The organism is Vibrio sp. V10_P2A27P122 (genome assembly GCF_963874335.1).
Lineage (GTDB): Bacteria > Pseudomonadota > Gammaproteobacteria > Enterobacterales > Vibrionaceae > Vibrio > Vibrio anguillarum.
In genome coordinates this window covers 1-17,662 of the sequence record NZ_CAWNHY010000275.1, presented here as the reverse complement: position 1 = coordinate 17,662, position 17,662 = coordinate 1, and the positions used below count along the sequence as shown (strand labels likewise).

At 45.1% G+C, this 17,662-nt stretch carries 14 protein-coding genes; 10 read left to right on the top strand and 4 right to left on the bottom strand.

The annotated features are described in order from the left end of the window. Positions 1-96: 96 nt before the first annotated feature. On the top strand, positions 97-1,965 hold the full coding sequence (locus AACQ17_RS14490) for a methyl-accepting chemotaxis protein (protein WP_094147846.1): 1,869 nt from the start codon (positions 97-99) through the stop codon (positions 1,963-1,965). Positions 1,966-2,050: 85 nt separating this feature from the next. On the opposite strand, the gene AACQ17_RS14485 is transcribed toward AACQ17_RS14490, so the two are convergent. Then, entirely contained in the window at positions 2,051-3,412 is a 1,362-nt protein-coding gene (locus tag AACQ17_RS14485; RefSeq protein ID WP_017046062.1) for an alpha-amylase family protein, read from the bottom strand. A 272-nt stretch (positions 3,413-3,684) separates the two neighbouring features. Between AACQ17_RS14485 and AACQ17_RS14480 the strand changes: the two genes are divergently transcribed. Then, positions 3,685-4,365, top strand: a complete 681-nt coding sequence (locus AACQ17_RS14480) for a DsbA family oxidoreductase (RefSeq protein ID WP_013867994.1) — start codon at positions 3,685-3,687, stop codon at positions 4,363-4,365. A gap of 81 nt (positions 4,366-4,446) precedes the next feature. On the opposite strand, the gene AACQ17_RS14475 is transcribed toward AACQ17_RS14480, so the two are convergent. Continuing rightward, positions 4,447-4,647 carry a restriction endonuclease subunit S gene (locus tag AACQ17_RS14475; protein ID WP_013867995.1) on the bottom strand — a complete coding sequence of 67 codons (201 nt, stop codon included), beginning with the start codon at positions 4,645-4,647 and terminating at the stop codon, positions 4,447-4,449. A gap of 58 nt (positions 4,648-4,705) precedes the next feature. Continuing rightward, positions 4,706-6,622, bottom strand: coding sequence for a methyl-accepting chemotaxis protein (locus AACQ17_RS14470; protein ID WP_094147845.1), 1,917 nt, complete (start codon positions 6,620-6,622; stop codon positions 4,706-4,708). A gap of 282 nt (positions 6,623-6,904) precedes the next feature. Here AACQ17_RS14470 and AACQ17_RS14465 point away from each other — a divergent pair, with 282 nt between their 5' ends. From AACQ17_RS14465 to AACQ17_RS14435, 7 genes are all read left to right on the top strand, one after another. Then, positions 6,905-7,861: an AAA family ATPase gene (locus tag AACQ17_RS14465; protein ID WP_064626305.1), complete on the top strand. Its 957-nt coding sequence runs from the start codon at positions 6,905-6,907 to the stop codon at positions 7,859-7,861. Between the two features lie 20 nt (positions 7,862-7,881). Continuing rightward, a complete protein-coding gene (locus AACQ17_RS14460) occupies positions 7,882-8,808 on the top strand; it encodes a DUF58 domain-containing protein (protein ID WP_017048975.1) in 927 nt (308 codons plus the stop codon). Next, positions 8,805-9,275, top strand: a complete 471-nt coding sequence (locus AACQ17_RS14455) for a DUF4381 domain-containing protein (RefSeq protein WP_094146902.1) — start codon at positions 8,805-8,807, stop codon at positions 9,273-9,275. The genes AACQ17_RS14460 and AACQ17_RS14455 overlap by 4 nt, the downstream gene beginning before the upstream one ends. A gap of 7 nt (positions 9,276-9,282) precedes the next feature. Then, positions 9,283-10,251: a vWA domain-containing protein gene (locus AACQ17_RS14450; protein WP_094125441.1), complete on the top strand. Its 969-nt coding sequence runs from the start codon at positions 9,283-9,285 to the stop codon at positions 10,249-10,251. Beyond that, positions 10,244-12,157 (top strand): vWA domain-containing protein, encoded by a 1,914-nt coding sequence (locus AACQ17_RS14445; RefSeq protein ID WP_094146901.1) that lies wholly within the window; start codon positions 10,244-10,246, stop codon positions 12,155-12,157. Before AACQ17_RS14450 ends, AACQ17_RS14445 begins: the two co-directional genes overlap by 8 nt. After that, entirely contained in the window at positions 12,151-13,803 is a 1,653-nt protein-coding gene (locus AACQ17_RS14440; protein ID WP_094146900.1) for a BatD family protein, read from the top strand. Before AACQ17_RS14445 ends, AACQ17_RS14440 begins: the two co-directional genes overlap by 7 nt. Before the next feature lie 118 nt (positions 13,804-13,921). Beyond that, positions 13,922-14,638, top strand: coding sequence for an SIMPL domain-containing protein (locus AACQ17_RS14435; RefSeq protein WP_141195294.1), 717 nt, complete (start codon positions 13,922-13,924; stop codon positions 14,636-14,638). Positions 14,639-14,685: 47 nt separating this feature from the next. Here the strand turns inward: AACQ17_RS14435 and AACQ17_RS14430 are convergent, their stop codons facing one another. Then, positions 14,686-16,833, bottom strand: a complete 2,148-nt coding sequence (locus tag AACQ17_RS14430; RefSeq protein WP_094167537.1) for a GGDEF domain-containing protein — start codon at positions 16,831-16,833, stop codon at positions 14,686-14,688. 290 nt (positions 16,834-17,123) lie between these two features. Here AACQ17_RS14430 and AACQ17_RS14425 point away from each other — a divergent pair, with 290 nt between their 5' ends. Continuing rightward, positions 17,124-17,606, top strand: a complete 483-nt coding sequence (locus tag AACQ17_RS14425) for a L,D-transpeptidase family protein (RefSeq protein ID WP_013868005.1) — start codon at positions 17,124-17,126, stop codon at positions 17,604-17,606. Positions 17,607-17,662: the final 56 nt, after the last annotated feature.

The following is a 17,662-nucleotide window of genomic DNA, read 5'->3' as shown; positions in this document are numbered from 1 at the left end:
TTTTCGCTTAAAAATGGATTGTTTACTGGCTGAATGATTAATCCCTAACTATACATTTATTAATAATATTAATATTTATTGATGGAAGGGATTGCCATGAAATTCAGCCATAAGATCGTCGCGGCGTCATCTTTGCTGCTGTTGGTCACCGTTACTCTGCTGACGATACAACAATACTTCACCGTCCAAAAAGAAGTGAAGTCACAAGTTGAAGCGAGTGTAACTGAAATAGTGGATGGGGTTAGCAATACCGCTGGTGCAGAGATCAATAGCCGCAAGGCCATTGCCGCTTACGCCACCAGCATGTTGGAAGTCGACATTAACCGAGAAAGTATGTCTAAGGTCATCACAAGGCCGATTGTCAAACAAACTTTTTTACTGGCTGGGGTCGGTTTTGAGAGTGATGGCTCTTACATCAGTAATGATCCTACTTGGAACCCAGGCGCATCATGGAATCCACGCGTGCGCCCTTGGTATATTGATGCAAAAAATGCCGACAAACTGATTATTACTGCGCCTTACGCCGACTCTGCCACTAATGAAATATTGGTGTCTATTGCTACCCCAGTTAAAGATAACGGCAAATTTATCGGCGCCATCTTCTACGATGTTAGCCTTGCTGGGTTAGCAGAATTGGTCAACACCGTAAAATTATTTGATGCAGGCTATGTGTTTATTGTTTCATCCGATGGCACAACCATAGCCCACCCCCGAGCAGAGATGAACGGCAAGCCAATGAAAGAATACTTAGGCAATGCCGTTATCGCCGAAGAGCCTAAACAAGTGCTGATCGATGGCAAACACTACACACTCGATTTTTCAAAAGTACCCGGAGAGAACTGGTATGTCGGTGTCGTTTTGGATGAAGAGATCGCCTATGCGTCTTTAGCAACACTGCGCAACAGTTCGATCATCTATACGTTAATCGCTTTAGTCTTCAGTATTGCGATACTGCTTGTGCTTATCCGTCTGTTGATGAAACCGCTTGATGCACTCAACAATGCAATACAGAACGTTGCCTCTGGTAGTGGTGACTTAACCCAACGCTTAGCCACCGACACGGATAAAGAATTCTCGGTATTAACGGTCGGTTTCAATACCTTTACTGAAGCCTTACAACAACAAATTACCCAGTCTAAAGCCATCGGTTCAGAAATTTTACGCGGTTCGGAAATGACCTCGATGGGGTTGCAAGAATCGGCCGAAGCGATGCGTGATCAACTGCATGAACTTGAGCAATTAGCCACGGCCATGCATGAGATGGCCACCACTTCTGGCGATGTCGCCAACAACGCGCAAGGCGCGGCATCGGCGGCAAAAGATGCTGATGACGCGACAGAATTTGGTACCAATGTTGTGACCCAAACCACGCAAGCGATCGATAATCTTTCGACGCGTATTGATGAAGCAGTAACAGAGGTAAGTGCACTAGAAAATGCAACGGCAAACATCGAAACCATTTTGAAAGTGATCAACGACATTGCTGACCAAACCAACTTGCTGGCACTAAACGCAGCGATAGAGGCGGCTCGGGCTGGAGAGTCAGGCCGAGGCTTTGCGGTCGTTGCAGACGAAGTGCGTACGCTGGCGCAAAGAACACAGCAATCCACGACAGAGATCCGTAATATGATTGAGAAGTTGCAGTCGAGCGCTACTTCTGTTGCCAATGCGATGAATCAGAGTAAAACAACGGCAGCTGAGGCGGTCAATCGTGCCGAAGAAGCGAATAATGCTCTGCTGAAAATCCGCGATGCTATTCAGCAAATTAGTGATATGAATATCCAAATAGCTTCAGCAGCCGAAGAACAAAGCTTGGTAGCAGAAGAGATCAACAACAACACGGTTAAGATCAAAGATCTTTCCGTTCAAGTTGCAGACGCCGCTGACAATGCCAACATAGCCATGCAAGCTCAAACCGAAAATATCAGAGAGCAAGATGCTATATTGAATAAATTTATCGTTTAATCCTCTACCGCAGCAACTGGGTAGAAAAGTAAAGGCGCTGATTACGCGCCTTTACTTTTCTAACGACTCACCGTTTTATTCACCATCAGACATTTGATAGCCGACAAAGCATGGCGCTAGAGCGAGCGGCGATATCCATGACAATCTTTTGGTTATTGGGTTGATACTGCTGCTTCGTAAACAATTCTAGCATTGGATTTGTCCAATCAATTTCAACGCGCTGACTGCGTTGAGATTTGTTCAAAACCACTATCCCTTCCTTACCGCGGCTGAACACTAACAAGTCATCACTCGCTTCTAGCGTTTTCATTGGCAACGCATGCATTTTATTATGAAAAGCAATACACGCCGCCATTTGTGGCGAACACCATGCCTCTTGCCAGCGCGGAAGACCAGCATGGTTCAGAATGCCACTGGTGTTTAAATCGGTGTAAATTAATGGCACTCCCCCATCGCGACCAAGAATGTAGCTGTAGGCGATATTTTCTAAGGCTTCATCCATGACTAGGTCGGCAAACACAGCGTTGTTGGGGATATCATGCGTAATGGTGAACGTAATCGCTCGGTTGTTGGAAAGCGCCTGACCAAAACAATAAGGGTCAATCAGCCATTTCAGGCTACCTTTTGTTTGTAACGCATCGTATACCGTTTGAAATAGTGGGAAATCATAAGCACCCAACTTGGTTTCTTGCAGATAAGGCTCTAGAAAAAGTTGGTACTCTTCTTTGGTTGCACCGCCATCAGTAATGATCTCGCCAAAAATATGCATGCCTTGCGTAATGTCATCGGCCCATACTTTCTTCAAATGCTCAATAGACATATGCTTAGCAGCATCAATTCGAAATCCTTTGACTCCTAACGCTTTCAACGCCCTTAAATAAGCCTGTTGTTGTACAACCACATGTTCATTATCACGCAACGTGGGTAGGCCCGGATCATGCGCCCCTCCAGTAATGCGGCCATTTTGCACTTGCCAACGATCCTTCCAATCTTTTATGCCAAACGCTTCCACAAAGTCATCTTTATCAAAGAGTGGCTGGGTCAGATCACCAAAGAGGCGCAGCGCTTGGTACTCATCGCTTTTATTCTGGTAGGAAGCTAAGTCTTGTGCGCTCGGGTATTGTAAATCCAAACGTAATTTGGATTCGTTGGCCATATGGTTGAACACCACATCGGCATAAATTCGCAAACCTAATGCGGTTAAGGTTTCAACCATTTGTTTAAAATCATGGGTATTGCCCAGTTGATTATCAATGATGCGATAATCTTGCGGTTGGTAACGTTGCCACCATTTTGTACCTTGAGCGGTTTTGAACGATTTCATCGGCGGTGAAATCAACACCGTTTTATAACCCAGTTGGAAAATTTGCTCTGCACGCTCAGCGACTAAACGATACGGCCAATCAAAAGCATGCAAAATCACATCGGTTGGTTGAACATTTGTCATACGTCAATGTCCCTGTTCATCATGGTTAACTCACAAGTTGAAAGAGGCGAAACCTCACAATACGTCACTTGTTTCTCAAAGCGCAGTTTAATTCTCTGCATTTAACGTTTTTAGAGTATAGAGAGCGTTTCAGCAATTCCATCAGCCTTATTGCAATATTGTTTGTATGAGAGAAAAGGCGTAGAGCGATAAAAAAGCGCCTAGCTTTCCAAAGGGCTACACAACAAGTCACAGTTTATGCTGATAATCTCGCTATAATTAAGGTCAGTGAATTGCCAATCGCGGTAGGGAAGAAAATGAAAAAACTACGCATTGATATCGTGTCAGATGTTGTCTGCCCTTGGTGCATCATTGGCTATAAGCGGTTAGAGCAAGCGCTGCTGGCTCTCAGCGATACGATCGATGCAGACATCCATTGGCACCCTTTTGAACTCAACCCTGCTATGCCTATAGGTGGTGAACACCTACAGCAACATTTAGCCAAAAAATATGGCACGTCGATAGAAGCAAGTTTACAAGCACGCCAAACCCTCAGCGCCCTAGGGCAAGAAGTCGGCTTTCAATTCAACTTTAGTGACGACATGCGTATTTATAATACCCGTAAAGCGCATCAATTATTAATGTGGGCGAATAGCCAAGGAAAACAATTAGAGCTGGAAATGGCACTATTTCGTGCTTATTTCACTTTCGGGCAAGCCTTAGATGACGATGATGTATTGCTCGACCTAGTACAGAGCCTTGGTTTAGACAGAGAAATCTGCCGCGCAGTTTTAACTGATGAGTCGTGGGCGAAAACCGTTTCTGTCACAGAGCAACAGTGGTTAGAGGCAGGAATTCAAGCTGTGCCAGCCTTGATCATTGAGCAACGCCATCTTATCTCAGGCGCGCAAACGACAGAGATCCTTCAACAGGCACTCGAAGATATCGCGCAACAGCTTCCTATGACTCAATAACGTTTTCTGATAAAAAAGGGCACCACTACTGTGTGCCCTAAATAAACTTGTGTGCTCTAAATTAAATAAAGTGGGTTTGAATTAATGGACGGGGGTATCCGTTTCTGTAAAGAATTGTCCAAAATGCTTTTCCAGCACTTCTGGCGTCAGCTTGCCTTCCGCTTCTAGCTGCTTAAGCTCAGCCACAATCGCTTTTTGCTCTTCCAACGAAGGCAGTTTCACTTCAGGTTCACCCGCCACCTGTTGCGACAATTGTGCTAACTCTTTTTCGAAATCACTCATTTTACTTACCTAAACATAAACGTAATGGGGGAAGTGTACCGATTTCCCCCTCATGATTCTAGAGCTTAAAGCTACCCACCATTTTATCTAAACGGCCAGACAGATCACGCAGCTCTTGGCTCGCTTCTGCCAACTCTTCTGCGGTGCTGGTGGTCACTTCATTGATGGCGTTGATCTCTTCAATATTTTGATTGATTGTGTGCACCACCGTTGATTGCTCTTCAGTCGCCGTGGCAACCTGAGTGTTCCGATCGGAAATATCGTGGATCCTGTTTGAAATATTCACTAAAACGTTCACCGCTTCATCGGAAGCGTCAACCCCTTCCTGTGTAACAGCCTTACCAGAAGACATCGCCGAGACCGCATCTTTTACATCGTTTTGTAATTGATTGATCATCTTTTGAATTTCTTCCGTTGAAGAGGCCGTGCGGCTGGCCAAATTGCGTACTTCGTCTGCCACCACAGCAAAACCTCGACCTTGCTCTCCAGCTCTCGCCGCTTCAATTGCAGCGTTTAATGCCAGCAAGTTGGTTTGTTCAGAAATACCACGGATAACACCTAAAATAGAGCCAATATCTTGAGTGGTCGATGCTAGCTGCTCCACCACTTTACCCGTATTTTCGATATCCGCGGCTAAACGACTGATGGCATCTTTGGCTTTGCTTACCACTTCACGTCCTACTTCAGTGTTATCAGCCGCGTGATTTGCTGTTTCAGCTGCCGTCGCCGCGTTAGAAGCAATTTCACTGATAGTGGCCCCCATTTGATTGATCGCCGCCACCACTTGTATAGTTTGGTCACGCTGTTCTTGGCTATTGTCATAAGTTCGCGTCGATTTTTCTGACACCCGACCCGCCGCCGACTGCAATGCATGACTGGTAGAAGCAACTTCTTTCATCGATTGATGAATCTTCTCAATAAAACCGTTGAAGCCCGCTGATAATTGAGCGATTTCATCGCGGCCCAATACCTCAATCCGTTGCGATAAATCACCATCGCCTTTACCTAAATCGGTAAAGCGTTGTGCAATCTGTTTAATTGGGTTAGCAATACTATTGGCCAGAAAAAGGCCCATCAAAATAAACAAACCCGCCACAGCTAAGGTTGTGAACAACATTTTTTGCGCAACGGCATTTAATTCGGCGAAGACTTCCGACACAGGTACTGAACCAATCACAAACCAGTCCATCGATTTCACGTAGACACTAGCGACAAAAACATCTTGGTTTTGATAGGTTGTCGAAATCAGGTTGAAGCGGCTTTTATTCAATAGTTGGTTTGCGTTTGAGCCGTACAATTGTGTTAATGAGGCTTTAGCTTTCTCTTTTTGGCGATGGATTTGCACTTCCCCTTTCGAGTTGGTCAAAAAGACAAAACCTGTGTCCTCGATTTTAAATCCATTGAGCAGGCTCACCATGTCATCCATTGATTTCGACAAACCAGACATCGTATCGCCACTGACATTTTGATAGTTGGCAAACATTTTCACTTCGCCACTTGCCTCTTGGAACATACTGACCATGGTCTTTTGTCCCGATTGCGTAAAACCAAAAAACCAGCCATCTTGCTGTTGATTGAGCTGACGCAGAAAACCATTTTGGTTCCAGTAATACGCCGTTTTTCGGTTAGCCACAGAAGCATCATTTAACGAATATTGATCGCGTACATTATTGAGCTGCTTAATCAGCATCGCCTCAGCGTCAGCATTAATATTGGTCGTCTGAACGGCTTTCTTGATGAATTCATTATTGGCTAGTTGCTCAGCAGAAAAGAGCAATTGCGATACTTCTCGATCTATCTGGCTACTGATTTGATCAAGTAACGAGGGAAGTTCGATATCAATTAATCGGTGCTCCAGCACCTCTCGAGCTTGACGCTGCGCCATTACACCAACGATAACCGTCGAAGCGAGTACCGCGAACGTAATTCCTAATACAACCTTTTGCTTAATACTCATCGAATTAAGTTTGAACATTATTTGCGCTCTTTATTATTGGCTTGTCATGAATAACTTTTTTGTATCGGCAACAAACCCTCTCTCTTGAGAAATTTATCGATAGAATCGATTTATCTTCACGTAGAATGTGATCATGGCCAACAATAGCTGTTCCTAAGCATAGTCGAGTATGGTGACCAAACATTCTTTCGTTTCGCCAAATGGATAATAATTCGCCAATCAGTTCATGCATCACGCTTTTCATGGAACTTTTCGAATCAATAAATTACTAATTCAGCAAAACAGCAGGAGACCCATTCAATGCCATCGCACGCGTTTCAATCGCTACAACACTATTTAAATCAGCAAGTCATAGGCCAGACAGGTTTGGTTAAACAGTTATTAGTTGCACTTCTTGCTGATGGGCACATTTTGGTCGAGGGGCCTCCTGGCCTTGCAAAAACCCGTGCCGTGAAATCACTCGCCGATTGCATAGAAGGTGATTTTCATCGAATCCAATTTACGCCTGATCTGCTCCCCGCCGATTTAACCGGTACCGATATCTTCCGCCCAGAAACAGGTGAGTTCACCTTTCAAGCGGGCCCAATTTTTAACTCATTAGTATTGGCTGATGAAATCAACCGCGCTCCAGCCAAAGTACAAGCTGCGATGCTCGAGGCGATGGCTGAAAAACAGATCACGGCAGGTCGAAAAACCTACCCGTTACCTGAACTTTTTTTAGTGATGGCTACCCAAAACCCGATCGAGCAAGAGGGTACTTATCCTCTACCCGAAGCGCAGTTGGATCGTTTTTTATTGCATTTAAATGTTGATTATCCAGACGCTGAAAATGAACTCGCCATTTTACGTTTGAACCGCGGGGAAGCGCAGGGAATTGAGAAAGTCTCTCCGCCAACATTAAGCCAAAGCGATATTTTCAGTGCTCGACAAGCGGTGCTGAACATTCACATGGCCGAACCTATTGAGCAATATATTATTCGCCTGATCATGGCAACACGTAAACCCGCAGACTACGATGCCACGTTGGCACAATGGCTAGAGATGGGCGTCAGCCCGCGAGCAACCATCGCGCTTGATCGATGCGCTCGCGCTCATGCATGGCTCAGTGGGCGTGATTTTGTCAGCCCTGAAGATGTTCAAGCGATGGTATTTCCGGTTTTGCGCCACCGTCTATTATTGAGCTACCAAGCACAGGCTGAGGGCGTACATCCCAACCAAGTTATCACTCACTTACTTTCACTGGTTGGTAGTGCTTAGCACTAAGACTAAGGTTTACTATGCAAGAGTCACTTCCACCGTTTAGTACGGGTGTCACACTTTCATTGGCTGAACTGTTGCCTTACAAGCAGCACGCTATTCGCTGGCTGCCACCTGCTAAAAGTTTATGGGCGCAAGTATTGGGGCAGCATCAGAGCAAGCAACTCGGCCGAGGAATGGACTTTGCTGAGGTCAGGCAATACCAAGCAGGAGATGATATTCGGACCATCGACTGGCGCGTTACTGCGCGTACGGGAAAGCCTCATACCAAACTGTTCAGTGAAGAACGAGAAAAACCCGTCATTCTTTACGTTGATCTGAGCCGCTCTATGCAGTTTGGATCGCAGTTAATGCTCAAATCAGTGCAAGCGGCGCACATGGCAAGCTTGCTCAGTTGGTTAAGCATTGCCAATAAGGACCGAGTGGGCGCGGTGATTGATACTGGTTCGACACTGGTTGAGTTAAAACCGACTAGCCGCCAAAAAGGGCCATTACAGCTGTTGCAACAGTTGGTGACACTACAAAACCAACAGCTGCTGGAGCTTGATAAAACGAAATCACACAGCATGCAGCGCGGCCTAACTGCGTTGAATCGTTTGTGCCCTAAAGGCAGTGAAGTGATTTTGATCAGTGACTTCGTCCATTTCAATGCCACATTACAACCAATACTCAACCAATTGCAGCGACATAATCGTGTAAAAATTGTGCACATTTACGATCCATTAGAGCAAGGAGAGACCCAATTTCGCGGTGTAGAACGCGTAACCGATGACCAACAGACGAGCTGGCTCAACTTTTCGAAAAATAGTACGCGCTTAGGGTTAAAAAAAGCCTTTGAATCTCAAAAAGAAAAACTAAAATCATTGAGTCAAACTATGGCAATTTCTTATACCTCACTCTCTAGTGAGAAACCTTTGTTGCAACAACTATCCGGATATAAAGAATGAAGGAATCATCAATAGCTACACTTTTAGATTTAAGCGAGATGCAACTGCCTGAGCTACCCTCTTGGTTTCCCTTGGCTTGGGGATGGTGGGCAAGCGCGGCGGGCATACTGCTCTGTCTGCTGATTCTGGTGTTAGCCATTCGTTGGCGTCGTAAACGCTTAGCCCCGAAAAAAACGGCGCTGCGTTTACTCAACCCCCAATTTGGGCATTTAACTCCTTCTTCAGCGATTGAGCTACTTCGTCAAGCCGCGCTTTGTTACTACCCTCGTATGGAAATCGCACATCTTACCGGCAAAGAGTGGTACACCTTTTTAGATTCACAAATTTCTTACCCTCTTTTTGTTCCCAATGAAACATTGTGGCAGCAAGCGTTATACCAAAAGCAGAAAACAGAAAACAGTCAAGAGCTGATTAATCACTGCTATCAATGGGTTAATGATGCTTTGCCGCCTAAAAAACGGAGATAGCTAGGCTTTGGCAAATATAGAGTTATTGTGGTGGTGGATGCTATGTCTGCTGCCACTCCCGCTGGTCGTTTATCGATTCTTACCACCAGCAAAAGAAAGGGCAGCGATTCACCTGCCCTACCTTCCTAAAGATAATCAGCGTCAAGCACCAAACCAGATCATCGCTAAAATCATTGCGAGCATTATTTGGTGCTTAGTATTGATCGCCGCAGCCCGTCCAGTGTGGTTTGGCGACCCGGTTATTGCTCAGCCCAAACACCGAGATCTGATGCTGGTGGTTGACCTCTCTTACTCCATGAGCCAAGAAGATATGCTGCTTGGCGATCAGTACATTGATCGTTTGAGCGCCGTTAAAAATGTGCTCTCTGATTTTATTGACAAGCGCGAAGGTGATCGCCTTGGGTTAGTCTTATTTGCCGATCACGCCTATCTACAGACGCCGTTGACTCTGGATAGAAACACCATTCGCCAGCAGCTTAATCAAGCCGTCCTTAAGCTGATCGGCACCCAAACCGCCATTGGTGAAGGGATTGGGCTTGCGACCAAAACGTTTATCGATAGTGATGCCCCACAGCGGGTGATGATTTTACTCAGCGATGGCAGCAATACCGCTGGCGTGCTCGACCCAATCGAAGCTGCGAAAATTGCCCAAAAATACAATGCCACCATTTACACAGTCGGTGTTGGCGCTGGCGAAATGATGGTCAAAGAGTTTTTTATGACTCGAAAAATCAATACCGCGGAAGATTTAGATGAGAAGACGTTAACACAAATAGCGACCATGACTGGTGGCCAATATTTTCGCGCACGAAATAGCCAAGATCTCGCCAAAATATACGACACCATTAATCAATTAGAACCCATAAGCCAAGCAAGCCAAACTTGGCGTCCACAAAGCGAATGGTTTGGTTATCCGTTGGCGATAGCGCTCGCGCTTTCTGTACTCTTAGCGCTACTAAGGAGAAATCATGTCTGAGTTTGTTTTTCTTACACCTTGGTGGTTAACCGCACTATTCCCCTTAGCACTACTGCTGGGCTGGTTCACTCTGCGTGCCAAACGACACTCCTTGATAGCACCTCATCTGGCTAAGGCGATGGGTTTGAGCGATAAAAAGCATAACGCGACCATTGTGATCATCAGCATCAGTTGGCTGCTCGCAGTACTGGCGCTAGCTGGTCCGAGTTTTGAATCTCAAACACGCCCCAGTTACAGCAATAGTAACGCGCGCGTATTAGTGATGGACATGTCACTATCGATGTACGCCACTGATATAAAACCCAACCGCTTAACGCAAGCGCGTTATAAAGCGCTCGACTTACTCATGCAATGGCAAGAAGGTAGCACAGGGCTTGTCGCCTATGCTGGTGATGCCTATACCGTTAGCCCATTAACCACCGACACCGCAACCCTAAGCAACTTAGTGCCCAATCTATCGCCCGATATTATGCCCTACCCCGGCGCAGATGCAGCTCGCGCGGTTCAATTAGCCATCGACATGATGAAAAATGCCGGCCTTGCACAAGGTGACATTGTGTTATTGACCGATGACATCGACTCACAAGAGCAAGCTCAGATTGAAACACAGCTTACCAATACGCGTTGGAAATTAGTGATCTTAGGCATTGGTACACAAGCGGGCGCGCCCATTACGCTCAGCGATGGCAGCTTACTGAAAAATGCACAAGGGCAGACCGTGGTGGCCAAGACCAACTTTGCCAATATGCAGTCGCTCGCGCAGACTATAAATGGATTATTTACGCCAATCAGCTTAGACAATAGCGATGTCGCAATGATCGCTAAGCTAGACCAAAACGAACAGCCACACAGTACAGCCAAGAGTCAACAAATGGTGAAAGAGCGCGTTAACAATGGCTATTGGTTAGTGCTGCTCCTCATTATCCCGTGTTTGCTTTTGTTTCGCCGTGGCGTCATTTTTTCTTTATTACTGCTCTTCATCCCTACACTGCACAGCAATAGTGTACAGGCTTCTCCTTGGCTAAATAGCAATCAACAAGCCAAAAAAGCGTTTGATGCAAAGGAGTATCAAGCGGCCAGTGAACAATTTACAGACTTAGAGTGGAAAGGCATCGCTCAATATCAGGCTGGAGAATATCAGGCAGCGGTGGAGACCCTCTCTCAACTGCCACAAGACAATGTGCGAGTGCAATACAACTTGGCCAACGCCTACGCGCAAAATGGAGAATTGGAAAAGGCCCGAACCTTGTATGAAGAGGTGTTAAAGCGCGACCCAAACCATAAAGATGCTCAGCATAATTTGGAAATCGTAAAAAAAGCGCAGCAACAGCAACAGCAACAGCAACAGCAACAGCAACAGCAACAGCAACAGCAACAGCAACAGCAACAGCAACAGCAACAGCAACAGCAACAGCAACAGTCTGGTGAGCCTTCCGATCCAAATCAAGATCAAAATCGCTCAGAAAATAAAAATAATGCGCAGAATAAAAACGGCGAACAAACAGAAGATAAATCTGACAAACAAAGCGATAACTCACCGCAGAACGACGGCTCTCAGTCTTCGCCTCAATCGGCACAAAGTAAAGATGAGCAAGGTGAGCGATCCAAGGCCAACACGGCGGATGAATCGCCTGCCTCTCAACAGCAGACTGAAGCGACTCAAACAAATGAATCAATGAACAACGAAGATGAAGTCAGTGACAAAGAAGCCTCTGAGCAGCAAACACAAAAGCAATCGCAACAGCAAGGCGATAGCCAAACTATTGACCCGCAACTTCGCAAGCTAGAACAAGTCGAAAGTGCACGAGATCCTAGTGGCTTACTCAAAGCACAATTGTTGCTACAAGCAAGACAACGGCAAGAAGACCAAGCACAACCTCCACAAAACAACAGCAAGAAGTGGTAAGTATGAAATCGATCAAGCGTTCATTTTGGGCTGCGATTATCAGCCTAGTTTCTGTTGCTCTACTGAGCTCGGCCGCTAACGCGGCTGCACTTTACGCCAGCGTCAGTAAAAATAAGGTCGCGAAAAATGAAGTATTCCAATTACGAATTGTTGCCGATGAAAAAGTATCGACCGATGCGATCGACTTTAAGGTGTTAGAAGGCGATTTTTTTCTTGGCCGCCCAAGTTTTGGTACTTCGGTGAACATCATCAATGGCGATCGCAGCACGCGCAGTGAATGGAATGTATCGTTGGCAGCCAACAAACTCGGCATACTGACCATTCCTAGTTTTACCGTCAATGGCGCTACTACTCAACCGATCGCGATTCAAGTTATCGCTGATGGTGAAGCGCCCAAGCAATCTGACCTTGTTGAAATACAAGCCGATCTAGAACGTAGCAAACTCTACCCGAGTGAAAGCACTTTTCTCAATGCTCGCCTAATCATCAAAGCTGATCCAAGAAGGCTGCAAAATCCACAAATTACGCCACCCGCTGTACAAGGATTAGAACTGACGACCGAGGGAGAAGCTAACCAATACCAAAACTTATTGGATGGGGTTGAAGTCACCGTTGTAGACCAAAAATTTAGAGTCACGGCCCAAGAGGCAGGAACTTTCACGTTATCCGGCCCTGCGTTTAAAGCTGGCCTCATCTATGGTAACAACCAAACGGGCAGCACCCGCTTGCTGCAAGTCGATATTCCGGCCAAAACCTTTTCGCTCACCGTACTGCCGAAACCAGATAGCTATCAAGGCACTTGGCTACCTACGCCAAAACTAACACTCAACCAAACGTGGCGAGATGCCACAGGGCAGATCATCACCGCCGAGAGCTTTAAAACCAAAGTGGGTGAATCGTTGACTCGTGAATGGATTCTGACAGTGAAAGGCCTTACGCAGACGCAGTTGCCTAACCTCTCAGTGCAATATCCAGACTCAATTCGGCTCTATGCTGAAAAGCCTCAGTTTAAAAGCTTAGATAATGGCGATGTGCAAATGACGCTAAAACAAGTACTCATCCCCAAAACCGTCGGTAAGGTTGAGCTAGCGGATCTCACCGTCAGTTGGTGGGACACCAAAAACGAATCTCAGCAAAGCGCGCAAGCCAAAGGATTAACGCTAGAGGTTTCGCCAGGTGAATTACTCAACCCATCCACCTCTGTGCTGACACCACCAACAGTACAAACCGTCACCGTTAAAGATGCAGGATACTGGCCCTACTTTACCGCATTTTTTGCACTGTTATGGATGGCTACTATGGTAGTCGCTTGGTCATTTCGTAACGCGCCACAAACAGCAGCACTGGAAACCAACGCTCATCATCAACCGCTTGAAGGCCACCAATATCAACAGTTAAAAGAAGCGGTACAAAGCCAAGATGGTGCCAAAATCAGCTATTACTTCACCCTCTGGCGTGATTCAGTCGTATTAAGTGATGAAGAGAAAACCGCACTAGATGCACAAGTCAACCAGCAACTTAAAACTTTGTACGCACCTCAGAAAAGTGATTGGGATGGCTCAGCGTTAATCTCTATGATTGATGCCATTCAAAAAAAGCAAACTAAGCGCCAGAATAAAAAGTTAGAATCGCTGGCAAAACTCTAACCGAAAATAGCTGTCGAAATCACAATATCAAATCTAAGGTGTGTTGTTATATCCAAACGACTAGCCGCTGTGACTTCAAGTCATTTTGGGACTGTTGCCAACAAAAGGAAAACAAGGCATGCAAATAAAAAGTAGCGCTTCATTGATCATCGGTTTGAGTTTAATACTCGGGCTCGCAACCCTCGGTTACTTTGTGCAGCAAACGGCTGTGAAATATAAAGAGTATGAGCGCGTGGTGACCGTTAAAGGATTATCAGAGCGAGAATATCCCGCCGACACAGTTGTTTGGCCGATCCAATTTAGTGTGGCCGATAATGATTTACCCACCATGTTCAACACGATTGAAAAACAGAGCCAACTGGTTACCGCATTTTTAGCTCAACAAGGCATTGATGAAAAAAGTGTCTCGCTATCATCGCCAGCGGTGATCGACAAAAAAGCACAGCAGTATGGTGGAGAAAATTTAGTCGAGTTTCGTTATTTAGCGAACCAAACCATTACGGTGTACAGCAATCAAGTTGACCTAGTGCGCGAGGCCATTAATAAGCTCGGCAATTTAGGAAAACAAGGCATCGTTTTTAATCAAGATCCTTACAACAACCGCGTTGATTATTCATTCTCTGGACTGAATGAAATCAAACCCGACATGATTGAAGAAGCGACCAAACAAGCAAGAGAAGTCGCAGAGAAATTTGCCAAAGATTCGCAAAGCTCACTTGGCAAGATTAAACACGCTTCACAGGGACAATTTAGTATTGTGGATCGTGATAACAATACTCCTTACATCAAAAAAGTACGCGTCGTTTCAACGGTTGAATATTACCTCTCAGACTGAATAATCTGCTGTTCTCATTATCCTTGCCATGACTCGCCGCGCCAACACTATGAATTTGGCGCGGCGACTTTATCACTTCGAGTATGGTGTTTTTGCTCAGAGTAACCAACGACTTGGTTTCTACCATTATCTTTTGCTTGGTAAAGTGCCTTATCTGCTTTGCTGTACATCTCCTCAAACTTAAGTTCACTGGGAAGGTACTGGGCAATAGTGTAACCAATCGAGACACTTAAGCAGTCACCATCAGGGTTCTCACTATGTTCAATCTGCTCTCGTTCAATACTAAAGCGTATGCTTTCAGCCAACGCTTTCACTTCTGCTGCATCGCGGTTGGCCACCAACAATATAAATTCTTCACCACCAATTCGGCAAAAGAGTTCATTCTCTGCCTGAGCATGTTGGTTGAGAATATGGCCAATACGAATCAAAGCAATATCCCCTTCCAAGTGACCGTAGTAATTATTAAATAAACCAAAGTGATCAATATCAAGCAAAATTAAACCATAACTTACGGTCTCCGCTTGTACTCTCGAACCGATGCGTTCCAATAAATGAGCTAACATCCGACGATTTCCAAGGCGAGTTAATGGATCCATTTTGGCCATTAAGTCCAGTTTGTCGTTCACTTTTTGTAACTCATAGGTACGGTTACGCACCTCAATTTCTAAATTCTCATTCAGTTCACTGATCGCCTGCTGAGCACTGGTGCGCATCAATACTTCGGTTAAATTCGAGGCGAACATGCGGATCACTTCTCGCAGTTGTGAAGTCAGTGGTGAGCGGCGGATCAAATTGTCCGCAGCAATGAAAGCGATAGGCTCGCCATTGTTGGTAAGCATTGTCATGGCTGTCCAGCCAAAACCAACAATGTTGCTGTCATGATAAATAGGGACTGACTCTTCAAACACCACCTCATTGGGGTTGGCTTTGGCCATATCAACAATCATATTATTGGTGGTCCCAGAACGAAAATAGGATTCATCCACAATGTTGCCTTGGATATCGGTTCCCCACGTTCCTTGAATGTACGAGCAGTGTTTATCGGTCAAAAACACCGCCAGACGATCAATACCCATGCGGTTAATCGCAAAACTGACCGCCGATTTGCACACGTCACTTACCGTCATACAACGTGACAGTTCAACCATGCTCGCATGCAACATGCGAACATTTTGCTCCTGACGCTTGCGAATATAAATTTGCGCAAGCAATGAACCAAAAGATTCCAACATCTGCTTTTGGTATTCAGTAATGGGCTGTCGGTTAATGTAGTTATCAATCGCGATCCAACCAATGGTTTCATTACCATCACGTAGGATTAACATCCCATTCCACCCTTGTCCCACCACATTTCCCGCCGTGTATAGAGGGGCATCGTCGATCAGCACCAAACTTTTAGTATCATCAGAAAGACCGCTTAAATAACTTTCTTCTAGCTGGTGCAAATCGTATTGGGTATGGTGTTCGCTCACCGTTTTTCCGCTTTCATCCGTACCATAAGTTCCGCTAAAACAACGTTTTTTCATATCAAGAACTAAAAAAGCGGCTCGATCAAACCCTAAGCGTGTTTTCGTTACATCAACGGCCGCTCTGTGCAGCGCATCCAAATTGTCTGGGTTAGCCAGTTCAATCGCTAATTGATGAACCAGCTTCATGTTATCAATGAACATTTCGCGCTGTTTAATTTCATCCAAATACTTTGCTTCGCGGATATCTCTATTTTTAAACTCCTTTGCCGCTTCAGATTCCGCGCGAAGACATTGCCAACGAGCCGCAATCAGTTGCAAACAATCGAGCTCTCCGGATTCTGTTTTCGCATGAATGTTGACGTTATCAATTGCCTCAAGCAGCAAATAGGTTCTTAAATCAGGGTGGTTATCTAACATAAAAAGATAAGACTCACCGCCCATCACACTACGGTAGTCCCAATTGCAGGTGTTGATCGCTAGTGGAATTAGACCATCAGAGGTGTCAAATTGTGCGGCCCAATTCCAAAAGGTATTTGGATAATTTTGCAGAGCAGTCGGTAAGTTGTACTCAAATAATGACTCATGGCGCTTGTTTAATGTTGGTGCATGAAAGATCCGCATTGATTTGGGAGAAATGAAACTTTGAAGAAAATCAAACGTTGCTTCCGCGAGCATACGGTGGTTGCGAGCAGAAGAAATCTGTTTGAGTAAAGTACGAGAGAACATATGAGCGGCCTGACATTTTAATAATTTTCATTGCAAAATTAGACAAAAGATCATGTGCAATCAAACTCTTAAAAAGGTCGCTGTTAAGTCGGCCGCAAATTTGCACTCTATGTTTTTACATCCTAGAGTTAACCTACATTTTTGAGATTCTGTTTCCATTTATTACATGGTTAGCCCTATTATTTTTAGCATTGTCTTATTTGCAAGACAATATTGACAACTAGCCACGTTCATTCTTCCGCTGCATAATGTCTCTCTATTTGCCACCTTATCAGTACTGACACTCTCTTATGACCCGATACTTTAGGCTACTTTTGTTTCTATGTTTTTCACTCAACAGCGCAGCGGCTGAGATTGATCTGGTCAAAGTGGATAAATCTAAGCGTCGCATGTACTTGATCTCGGGACAGCAGATCATTCAAGAGTATCGAATTGCCTTGGGTAAAGAACCCAAAGGACATAAACAGCAAGAAGGCGATCAACGTACTCCAGAAGGTCGATACTATCTTGAAGCTATCAGTAATGATTCTGGCTATTATCGTTCGATTCATATCAGTTACCCGAATCATCAAGATAAAGTGCATGCACAGCGCTTAAACATCAATCCCGGTGGTGATATAAAAATCCATGGCCTAAAAAATGGCGACAAACAACGACCAGAATATGTGCAAAGTTTTGATTGGACTAATGGGTGTATTGCACTGACTAACTCAGAAATGGATGAATTTTTGAGCCTAGTCAAAGAAGGCACGCCGATTGAGATTGAGTGGTAAAAGTGACACTTACGCTAAGGTGTGAGGGTGTGCATTAAAATAAATCACACAAACTT

Coding starts and splice junctions, on each gene's coding strand:
- AACQ17_RS14490 (WP_094147846.1), top strand. CDS start 97: ATGAAATTCAGCCATAAGATCGTCGCGGCGTCATCTTTGCTGCTGTTG.
- AACQ17_RS14485 (WP_017046062.1), bottom strand. CDS start 3,412: ATGACAAATGTTCAACCAACCGATGTGATTTTGCATGCTTTTGATTGG.
- AACQ17_RS14475 (WP_013867995.1), bottom strand. CDS start 4,647: ATGAGTGATTTCGAAAAAGAGTTAGCACAATTGTCGCAACAGGTGGCG.
- AACQ17_RS14470 (WP_094147845.1), bottom strand. CDS start 6,622: ATGTTCAAACTTAATTCGATGAGTATTAAGCAAAAGGTTGTATTAGGA.
- AACQ17_RS14465 (WP_064626305.1), top strand. CDS start 6,905: ATGCCATCGCACGCGTTTCAATCGCTACAACACTATTTAAATCAGCAA.
- AACQ17_RS14460 (WP_017048975.1), top strand. CDS start 7,882: ATGCAAGAGTCACTTCCACCGTTTAGTACGGGTGTCACACTTTCATTG.
- AACQ17_RS14455 (WP_094146902.1), top strand. CDS start 8,805: ATGAAGGAATCATCAATAGCTACACTTTTAGATTTAAGCGAGATGCAA.
- AACQ17_RS14445 (WP_094146901.1), top strand. CDS start 10,244: ATGTCTGAGTTTGTTTTTCTTACACCTTGGTGGTTAACCGCACTATTC.
- AACQ17_RS14435 (WP_141195294.1), top strand. CDS start 13,922: ATGCAAATAAAAAGTAGCGCTTCATTGATCATCGGTTTGAGTTTAATA.
- AACQ17_RS14430 (WP_094167537.1), bottom strand. CDS start 16,833: ATGTTCTCTCGTACTTTACTCAAACAGATTTCTTCTGCTCGCAACCAC.
- AACQ17_RS14425 (WP_013868005.1), top strand. CDS start 17,124: ATGACCCGATACTTTAGGCTACTTTTGTTTCTATGTTTTTCACTCAAC.